Genomic DNA, 2360 nt, shown 5'->3' with positions numbered 1-2360 from the left:
ACCTCGAACTGCTCGTCGCCGAATTCGGCGATGACCACCTCGGGCGCGACGCCGTCTTCCTCGAGCGCCGCCATCAGATTGGGCGCGAAAGGGTCGGCGCGGCGCAGTGCGGCGAAAGACATTGAATGCGCCTGTGCGAAGCCGCCGTCGGCAACGTTGAATTCGTGCTCGAAAGCGGCGATGACCGACAGGCCGGTTGCGGCTTTCAAATCGGCCAGCGCGTCTTTGAGCATCGTGCGGGTGCAGCCGAGCCATGGGCTGCCGTCGAGCTCGACGATGTCGCCGGCGACCATATCGAATGGCGTTGCCGATCCGGTGCGTGTCGTGCGAAAGCGCGCTTCGAGATCGGGGATCAGCCGCAGGTCGCCCGACGAGCCCCAGGGGTTGGGATCGACGATCGAGTTGAACGGTGTCAGCGACAGATTGGCCTGCAGCCAACCGACGCCGGTCGTGGCGGTCTTCTGCAACTTGCTTTCGGCAACGAAACGGCCCCGCGTGACGGCGGAGAGATCCGTGGTGACGACGGCAACCAGAGGCTCGACAGTCGACGTCATGCCGGTTTTCCCAAAGCGTTGAAGCGGTCGACGACCGTGTCGGTGTCAGCCACCCAGCAGTAGCCGCCGAAGGCCTTGAGCGCGATGTCGTGGCGTTCCTGGGTGATGGTGGCGCAGGCATCCGATACGCAGGTGACAAGATAGCCGCGGTCGGCGCCGTCGCGCACCGCCATGTCGACGCATTGATCGGTCAGCACGCCGACCACGACGAGATAGCGGATGCCGAGGTTCTTGAGGAGATAGTCGACATTGGTCGAATTGAAGATGCCCGACGACGTCTTCGGCAACATGATCTCGTCGCCAACCGGCGCCAGCGATGCCACCGGCAGTCCTTCGGGGAGACTGGGCGCAACATGGATCGGTGTCAGCTTGTGGTCGAGCGAGCGCTCACGGCCGTCTTCGGTCAGGCTCTGAATGATGGTGTGCAGCACCTCGACGCCATTGGCCCGCGCCGCCGCCAGCAGGCGCTCCTGGTTGGGGATCGTCTGCGAGGATGTCTGCCGGTAAAAATAATGATCGGGGCCACGTTCCGGATGCGACGGATCGGCGCCCGGCTCCAGCCAGATGCGCTGCATGTCGACGAGTAGCAGTGCCGTTTCGCCGGCACGGAAGGCTTCGTCTCGTTTGGGTAGGGCCTGGGTCATGCTTTGTCGTCCTGCTTTGCTGATTTGGGTCCCGGTGTCTTGCGGGGGCCGGGTGTCTTGCGCGCGCCGTTCTCTTGCGGTTCGCTGTCGAGCGTCACGGCATTGGCATGCCGCACCTTTTCGAGTCGCTCGATGCGGGCGCGGGCCTCGTCGCCCAGCGTCGAAACGATATGGGCGACCAACGCTTCCATCTGTGCGTTCGCCGGCGCCAGCGTGTCGTAAGGTGAGGCGACTTCGAGCGGGCTGACGATGGTGACTTCGGCGAGATCTGATATCGGCGACAGCCATTGGTCGGTGAACAGGACGATGCGCACATCGAGCGCCGCCGCTTGTTTTGCATAGGCCATCACATCGAGTTGGTAGCGGCGGTAGTCGAAGACGACGAGCACGTCGCGCCGGCCGAGGTCGGCCAGCGTGTCGAAGATCTGCGGAGAGAGCACGCCGAGATCGCGAACCCCGGAGCGGAACTGCACGAGATAGCCGGCCAGCATGCCGGCGATGTGGCGGCTGAACCGGCCGCCAACCATCACGATCTCGCCCTTGGCCTCCATCAGCAAGCGGGCCGCCCGCTCGTAAGTCTGGACGGGTGTCGCGGCGGTGGCTTTCTGCAAGGCCGTGGTGACGCTATCGAGATAGGCCAGCACGGCGCTGTCGTTGGAACCGCTCTGCCGCTTGGCCTCCATCATCAGCAGCGGCGAGTGCAGTCTTGCCTCGACTTCGGCCAGAAGCCTCGCCTGGAAATCCGGAAACCCTTCATAGCCGAGCTTCATCACCAGCCGCACCACGGTTGGATCGCTGACGCCAGCGCGCCGGGCGAGCGATGAGGCGGTGCCGAGGCCGGAGGTCGGATAGTCCGTCAACAGCAGTCGAACGATCTTCTCCTCCGACGGCGTCAGCGCAAGATCCCCGCGCATCAGAACATCGCGTATCGCCATGGGCCTCCCCGGAATCCGTGTTCTCTTGTTTTGTCGAGTTTATTACAGAGATTTAAATATCGGTCAACAATGAAGAGATGTTGACATTGCGCGATCGCTGGCCCTACCTTGTCGAAAAGCAGCCAAGAGACTGTGGGGAACAGCCATGCGAAATGGAAGCGACGTCATCGTCGTCGGTGCCGGTATTGTCGGATCGAGCGCGGCCTATGATCTGGCCAAAGCCGGTG

The 2360-nt window shown here is 63.2% G+C and carries 2 protein-coding genes and 1 pseudogene; all 3 read right to left on the bottom strand.

Annotated features, from left to right (window positions below; all coding sequences use genetic code 11):
* A pseudogene (locus tag ENZ75_RS29045) lies at positions 1–554 on the bottom strand (glutamine synthetase); the annotation flags it as partial.
* Entirely contained in the window at positions 551–1198 is a 648-nt protein-coding gene (locus tag ENZ75_RS29040) for an isochorismatase family cysteine hydrolase (RefSeq protein WP_013530318.1), read from the bottom strand. The gene ENZ75_RS29040 and the pseudogene ENZ75_RS29045, both read right to left, overlap by 4 nt.
* The gene (locus tag ENZ75_RS29035) at positions 1195–2133 is read right to left on the bottom strand and encodes a MurR/RpiR family transcriptional regulator (RefSeq protein ID WP_128278517.1); all 939 of its coding nucleotides are present in this window, start codon (positions 2131–2133) and stop codon (positions 1195–1197) included. Before ENZ75_RS29035 ends, ENZ75_RS29040 begins: the two co-directional genes overlap by 4 nt.
* Positions 2134–2360: the final 227 nt, after the last annotated feature.

This window comes from Mesorhizobium sp. M7A.F.Ca.CA.002.04.1.1, assembly GCF_004022805.1.
Classification (GTDB): domain Bacteria; phylum Pseudomonadota; class Alphaproteobacteria; order Rhizobiales; family Rhizobiaceae; genus Mesorhizobium; species Mesorhizobium ciceri.
This window is presented reverse-complemented; position numbering and strand designations above follow the sequence as displayed.

Excerpts from the sequence above, each read along its gene's own strand:
- ENZ75_RS29040 (WP_013530318.1), bottom strand. The coding sequence starts at position 1,198 with ATGACCCAGGCCCTACCCAAACGAGACGAAGCCTTCCGTGCCGGCGAA.
- ENZ75_RS29035 (WP_128278517.1), bottom strand. The coding sequence starts at position 2,133 with ATGGCGATACGCGATGTTCTGATGCGCGGGGATCTTGCGCTGACGCCG.